The organism is Bacillus sp. JZ34 (assembly GCF_053903205.1).
Genome location: NZ_CP096403.1, coordinates 1,800,505 through 1,808,395, shown reverse-complemented (window position 1 = coordinate 1,808,395; position 7,891 = coordinate 1,800,505). Strand labels below are relative to the sequence as shown.

Below are 7,891 nucleotides of genomic sequence, written 5' to 3'. Positions count from 1 at the left end.
AGCTTTTTTCATGATGTCTAGCTGTCGATAGATTCATATTCATTTAATAATTCTTCAAGATCTTCCAACGAGAGTTTGTCATAACCGTAGTCAGAGGACGTTTTTTCGGTTTCATTTTTGCCAGTACAATGGCTGATGACCATTTGCAAACTTTCTTTGAATGCTTGATTCAATTCGCTGATCGTATCTGGAGAATACTCGTATTCGTTAAATGTCGTACTGATCATCAATTGCCTGCCGACAACAACTGAATCGATTTCAACAGAAGCATCTCTTGCACTTTTTTCTCCGATGCTTTGACCTGTTGAAAGCTTTGACGATGAAAATTGTTCAGTCGTCAGATCATGATCGAGCTCACCAAGATAATTGAATAAGATCGGAGGCTTTTCATCCTTTATAAGCCCTTCGTCTTTTCTCAAATACTTGAGGATGCCGTATCCGATTCCGTTATTCGGTATTTTCCGCAAAGTTTCTTTCACGATCTTAATCATCACAGACAAGTCTGTTTCATCTTCTAAGTCGATGAATACCGGATACATTGCGGTGAACCAGCCGACCGTTCTCGTAATATCCACATCTTGCAAAATATCATCTCTTCCATGGCCTTCCATAAGAATTTTCAGCCTGTTTTCCCCCGTCAGCTGCCTTGAGGCGATCAACAAAGCCGTTAAAAGGAGATCATTAATCTGCGTATTGTATGCTTTATGCGCCTCTTTCAGGAGCTGTTCCGTCTCCATTTGGCTGAGGGATATTCTGAGTGTTCTGCTATTTTCATAGTTATCATGTACCGCTTGGCGATGTTTAGGGAGGAATGCCATCTTTCCTTTGGATATCTCCCGCCAATATTCTTGTTCTTTCAGGAGCTTTTTGCTGCTTGCGTACTCAGCCAGTTTTTCGGAAAACGTTTTGTACGAATCCGTTTTATAACCGAGCTCTATCGGTTTGCCTTGCAAGGCTTGACCGTATGCCGCTTCAAAATCCTCGAACAATATTCTCCAGGACACGCCGTCTACCAAAAGGTGATGGATCGCAATCAGCAGATGGTCTCCCTCCGTTGTTTTAAACACGCAGAGCTTGATCATTTTGCCCTCGCTGATGGATATGTCTTTTTGAATATTCGTCGCTATCTGATAAACAGTTTCCTCGAGATTTTTTTCCGTTTTCAAATCATAGACATTCAGATCGAAGACGCTGTCTTCCAAGCCGCGGTTATGCTGAATGATTTCACCGTTCTTCTCCCGATAGACCATCCGTAATGCATCATGGTGTTCTGTGAGTTTACGGATAACCTTTTCGACGATCCTTTCAGCAAACCCGTTTTCCCTGTAGAGCATAAACGCTTGATTATAATGGTTTTGCTCCCTTTGATTCGCTTCAAAAAACGACCTTTGCACAGGAGTCAGCGGCACTTGCCCTTGCACGATTTCGCTGGTGCGAGCTTTCGTTTCTTTTTTGACATATTTACTGAGGTGTCTGATGGACGGATTGGTAAACAGATCTTTAACCTGAAGCTTGAGATCGGCTCTTGATAATTTTGAAACGATTTGCAGAGCCTTAATTGAATCTCCCCCGATTTCAAAAAAATTATCGTTGATTCCGATTTTGTCCCTGTCCAGCACCTCCTGCCAAACAGCGGCCAGCTTTTCTTCCGTTTCATTGCGCGGCGCTTTATATCCGCTTGCCGCTATGGCGTCTCCGGCAGGTTCAGGAAGCGCTTTTCGATCGATCTTTCCGTTTGGCGTGAGGGGCATCTTGTTGATTTGAATAAAATAGGAAGGGAGCATATAATCCGGTAAATGATCGGACAAATATTCCCTCAGTTCATTTGCGTTTGTTTTCGCTCGAGCGACAATATAGGCGCACAGGTACTTATGTCCTTTCTTGTCTTCCCGGTCTATAACGACAGCTTCGCTGATGTTTTGATTTTCCAAAAGCTTCGTTTCAATTTCGCCTGTTTCTATTCTGAAACCGCGAATCTTGACTTGGTGATCGATTCTCCCGAGGAATTCGACATTTCCATCAGGCAGCCACCTTGCCAAGTCTCCCGTTTTATACATCTTCCCCCCGGCGGCAAAACGATTTGGAACAAACCTTTCCTTGGTGAGTTCCGGTTTGTTTAAGTATCCCCTCGCGACCCCTTCACCGCCGATGTACAACTCACCATAAACGCCGACCGGCTGCGGGTTTAATGAGGAATCCAATATATAAAATGCTGTATTGTCCAGCGGCTTTCCTATCGGCGTATTCGCAATCTCTGGAATCCGATCCAAAGCTTCTTCATAATAGCCGGAATCGACAGAAGCTTCTGTGACGCCATAGCTGTTGATGATTCTCATCCTTTGTCCGAACCGTTCAACGAGCCACTTATAATCTTTGATCGTGCAAGTGTCAGAACCCATGATCAACAGCTTCATGCTTGAAAGGTCAAGCTTGTGATGATCGATATATTTCATCAAAGGAATGATCAGGCTTGGCGTCGATTCCAACATATGAATGCCGTATTTGTTGATCATGTCATACAGCAGATTCATTTCCAGTTTGACATCATCCGGGACCATATACATTGTTCCGCCGTTGAGAAGACTGCGGCATAAATCTCCTGCGAATACATCAAACGACATGCTGGCAAGCTGGAGCAGGTTAACTGAAAATGATGCCAATTCATAGTGCTTTCTCCAAGTATAGTGGGCATGAATGATATTGCGGTGCTCGACCATCACGCCTTTCGGGTTTCCCGTCGTACCCGAGGTATAGATGACGTATGCCAAATCACCGGGGGAATTAAGATGCTCCAAATTGCTTCCATCCGTGTCGTAAGCATCGGCCTGATCGATTTGGATGATTTCTCCGGCAAAGCTGATGCTGCCAATAAGCTGATGCTGGGTCAGCAATAGATCAGCTCCGCTATCCGTGATAAGATATTGGATGCGCTCTTTCGGAAGCCCCGGATCGATCGGCATGTACGCCCCGCCGGCCTTTAGAACCGCCAATATGCCTGTCACCATTTCCAACGAACGCTCCGCCATGATTCCGACTACTGACTCCCGCTGAACCCCTTTTTTCCGCAATGTTCTGGCCAATTGATTCGCTTTTTCATTTAATTCGCGGTATGTCAACATATGATCTTTGAAGACCGCCGCCGGATGATTCGGTGATTTTTCGGCCTGCTCTTCAAACAGCTCAGAAAAAATTCCCGACGGGTGTTCGGCGTTCGTATCATTAAATTGATACAGCACTGTGTTCCTTTGTTCCTCTGAAAGCATGCTGATTTCGTTTAACGGCTTCTGCGGATGATCGGAAATATCTCTTAGGATATTCACGAAATGCTGCGCCAGCGTTTCGGCGGTTTCTTTTTTATACAGCCTTGTGCAGAATTCCAGGTGAAACGTAATGACGCCTGCGGACTCTGCTGCTGCCAGCGACAAATCGAATTTTGAAATCTGAAACTCCAAATCAACGGGTTCAACATGCAATCCCTCTATATCAGGCTCTGCATCATCCAGCGCCTGCATATCAAACATTGTGTCAAATAAGGCATTTCTGCTGATGTCCCGTTCCAAATCTAATTTGTCTACGAGTTCATCGAAAGGATAATCTTGATTTTCATAGGCGTTAAACGTATTTTCTTTTACATCTTGCAAATACTCAATGAATGTCCTGCCGCCTTTCGGATGGTTTCTCATCGCAAGGGTGCCTACGAACATCCCGACCGTCTGTTCCAACTCCTCCCGGGTTCGCCCCGCAATCGGCGAACCGACAATGATATCTTCCTGTCCGGTGTATTTCGAAAGCAGTATTGTATACCCGGCCAACAGCAGCATATACATCGTGACTCCGTTTTCTTTCGCTGTTTTTTTCAGCTTATCCGTCAGCTCTCTTTCGATTGCAAATGCGATTCGATCTCCTTCATAGCTTTGCATTTGCGGCCTTGGAAAGTCCGTCGGCATGTTCAGAACAGGGATGGCGTCTTGAAAAACGGATAGCCAGTATTCTTCCTGTTTTTTCAACCGGTCTTTTTGACAGGACCCTCGCTGCCACTCGGAATAATCTTTATATTGGATCTTTAACGGTGCAAGTTCCTTTTCTTCATATAAAGCCGCCCATTCTTTCATCAAGATCCCGATTGATACGCCATCGGAAATGATATGGTGCATATCAAGCAGGAGAATGTGTTCGGCTGCGTTCACCCTCACCAGCTCCGCTCTCAGAAGAGGGGCTTTTTCCAGGTCAAACGGTCTGATAAATTGATTCATCCGTTCCCGAAGGCTGCAATTGTCAAGCTCCCGGTATTTCATTTCAAATGTGACCTCTTCGTTTATATTCTGAACGGGTTCGCCATTGATGGTCACAAAGGATGTTCTTAAGCTCTCATGTCTTTTGATGAGCGTTTTGAAGGCCTTCTCGGCCTTTTTCGTTTGGAGCCCACCTCTTATTTTCATCGCAAAAGGCATATTGTAGGCGGTTTGGCCTTCTTCGATTTGATTGAGGATGTACAGCCTTTTTTGAGCGGAAGAAAGCGGGTAGTATTCTTTCTTTTTCGCTTTTAGAATGTCGGATTGAACTTGTTTTTGTTTTTGTACGATATAAGCTGCGATGTCTTTAATCGTCGGATGGCTGAAGATTTCCTTTAGCGTCACTTCGACTTTTAATGCCGCTTGAATTTTCGCGGCCATTGAAAAAGCTTTTAACGAGTGTCCGCCGATGTCAAAGAAATGGTCGTTAATCCCGATCTGTTCCGCTGGCAAGATATCCTGCCAGATCGATAAAAGTAAGGCTTCCGTTTGATTGCGCGGGGCTTCGTAGCGGGCTTGGGCAAATGCCCCTCGATCCGGCTCCGGCAATGCCTTAAGATCAGCCTTTCCATTGATCGTGCGGGGAATTTGATCAAGCTTGATAAAGCAGGACGGAATCATATACTCCGGAAGGTCCTTCGCCAAACGTTCTTGAACCTGCTCAATATCTGCGTTTTTGTTATTGAATGCGATGTAGGCGCATAGATATTTGCTGTTTTCCTGATCTTCCTTCGCCACCACGATGGCTTCATTAATATCGTCGTTCATCAGCAACCGGTGTTCGATTTCTTCCAGTTCGATCCGATAGCCGCGGATTTTGACTTGGCTGTCGATTCTGCCTAAAAACTCGATGTTTCCGTCAGACAGCCATCTTGCTAAATCGCCTGTACGATATACTCTCTCGCCTGATTCGTCCAGTACAAAGGCCGCTTTTGTCAATGTTTCATGATTCAAGTATCCCCTTGCGACCCCTTCGCCGCCGATCAATAGTTCGCCCGGTACTCCAACCGGTTGCGGCCGGCCGTATTGATCTGCAATGTATACTTTATAATTGCTTAAAGGCTTGCCGATAGGAATGCTCGTTTTTTTGCGGTCTGCGCTGCTTAGTTGATAATAGGTTGCACAAACTGTCGCTTCCGTGGGACCGTAAGAATTGTAAACGTCAGCGCCTTTGATGATATTTTCGACGTACTCAAATTTTAATACGTCGCCTCCACTGATAAATTTCATCTGCGGATGAAAGGTTAAGTGCTGATTTTTATCGATTTCATTCAATAGAAGCGGGGAGCAGCTGACAAGTGTGACACGATGCTTCCCGATCGTTTTCACCAGTTCATCAATGTTCAGATCGCTTACTTTTCTGCTGATCACCAAGCGCCCTGAGCAAGCTAAAATAGGGTAGACTTCTTCAGAAAATGCATCAAATGAAAAGGATACGACTTGCAAAACTGTATCATCTTCGCTCAAAGGGATCCTTTTCGTAAAAGCATCAACATAATGAACGACATTGCGGTGAGTCGTCATGACACCTTTCGGCCTGCCTGAAGAACCCGAAGTATAAATTACATATGCCAAATCAGAAGCCTTATTGACATTTGGGAGATTTTCTTTGCTGAAAGATCGGGTGTCTTCGGCGGTTATCAGTTGACGCCCGTCTATTTTCGATTTAAAGGGCTCCTGGATGACGACCATATCAGCCCCGCTGTCTTCCAGCATATATTTGACTCTGTCCTCCGGATAATCCGGATCAATTGGCAGATAGGCTCCGCCGGCTTTTAAAATTCCGATAATTCCGATGATCATCTCGAGTGAACGGTCTGTCATGATCGCGACAATTGTATCCGGCTTTACGCCCTTCTCTCTTAAAAGCCAGGCCAATTGGTTGGCTTTTTCGTTCAGCTCTCTATATGTCAATTGCTGATCTTCGAATATAACAGCGGGGTGATCGGGTGTTTTTTCAGCCCGCTCTTCAAACAGCCGGCTGAGTGTCTTGTTTTTCGGACCATCTGTCTTCTCATGATTGAATGTATGTAAGATGATGTCTTTCTCCTCTTCCGACATCATCCTAATCTCACTTAACGCCAGTTCAGGGTGATGAGCAGCGTCTTTTAAAACATTCAAAAAATGTCCGGCCATTCTTTCAATCGTTTCTTTTTTATACAGATCCGTGCAATATTGAAAATCAAATTTCAGGTTGTCTCCATGCAAAAATGCCGTCAGGCTTACATCGAATTTCGCGACATGAAATGGAATATCATACGTGTCAAAATGCCCCCCGCCGGCTTCAGATGCGAAATCATCCGCATGCTGCAGATCAAACATCGTATCAAACAGCGGATTTCTGCTCATGTCCTGTGTCAAGCCCAGATGTTCGATCAATGCATCAAATTGATAATCTTGATTTTCATAGGCGTTCAATGTATTGTTTTTGACCGTTTGGACATATTCGCTAAATGTCATGTTCCCCGTTGGCCGGTTTCTCAGCGCAAGGGTGCCGACAAACATTCCGATTGTCCCGTTTAAATCGGCATGCGGTCTTCCGGCAATCGGCGAGCCGACAATGATATCCTCTTGTCCGGTGTATTTTGACAGCAGAATGGTGTAGCCTGCCAAAAGAAGCATGTACATTGTAACGCCGTTTCTTGCGGCTATCGTCTTCAGTTTTTTTGTGGTGTCCTGATCCAATTCCACAACCGTTCTGTTCCCTTGAAAGCTTCGGATTTTCGGTCTCGGAAAATCGAGCGGCATATTCAATACCGGAATGTCTCCCCGGAAGGTGTTAAGCCAATACGCTTCCTGCTTCTTCAACCGGCTCTGCTGCTCGATGTCTTTCTGCCACTCTGAATAATCTTTATACTGAACCGCCACCGGAGGTAATTCTTTGCCTTCACAGCAGTCGGCGAATTCCTTCATTAATATTCCGATAGAGATGCCGTCTGAAATGATATGATGCATATCAACGATCATCATATGCTCAGCTTCATCCACTTTTACGATTTCCGCTCTTAAAAGCGGGGCTTTTTCTAATTGAAAAGGTTTGATGAAACGGCTGATTTTCTCCTGGATGCTTTGATCCCCCAACTCGCTGTATTCAAGTCGGAACTCGGCTTCCTGTTCGATTTTCTGCACCGGTTCGCCATCGAGCATGACAAAAGAAGTTCTTAACGATTCATGCCTTTTGATGAGCGCTTTCCATGCCTGTTCAATTCGGCTGATTTGAACTTCACCGTTTATTTTTACTGCCATCGGCATGTTATAGGCCGTTTTGCTGTCATCAAGCTGATTTAAAATGAACATCCTTTTTTGTTCCCTTGACAAAGGATAGGTTCCGCTTTTAGACGGTGCCGCTTTCGGAAAGCTTCGCTCAATGTCCGTTTCGCCCGCTTCCAGCGCTGCGATGATGTCATCTTTATACCGCTTGATTTGCTGTTTTAAGTCAGCCGTCAATAATTCTTGAGGACCGATGATTTTGATTTTGCCCTTGTTATGGTATAAGGTGATATTTTTCTTTTTCAAATCATTTATGAAGTCCATTATGCTCATACTCATCTCACTCCATTCGTCAGACTTGCGGCCAATATCAGAATCGTTTTTTTGCG

The 7,891-nt window shown here is 44.8% G+C and carries 1 protein-coding gene; it reads right to left on the bottom strand.

What is annotated here, in order from left to right; all coding sequences use genetic code 11:
- Positions 1-17 precede the first annotated feature (17 nt).
- Complete coding sequence (gene bacB / locus M1D90_RS09155) at positions 18-7,835, bottom strand: bacitracin non-ribosomal peptide synthetase BacB (protein WP_456283378.1); 7,818 nt, start codon at positions 7,833-7,835, stop codon at positions 18-20.
- Positions 7,836-7,891: the final 56 nt, after the last annotated feature.

Excerpts from the sequence above, each read along its gene's own strand:
- bacB (WP_456283378.1), bottom strand. The coding sequence starts at position 7,835 with ATGAGCATAATGGACTTCATAAATGATTTGAAAAAGAAAAATATCACC.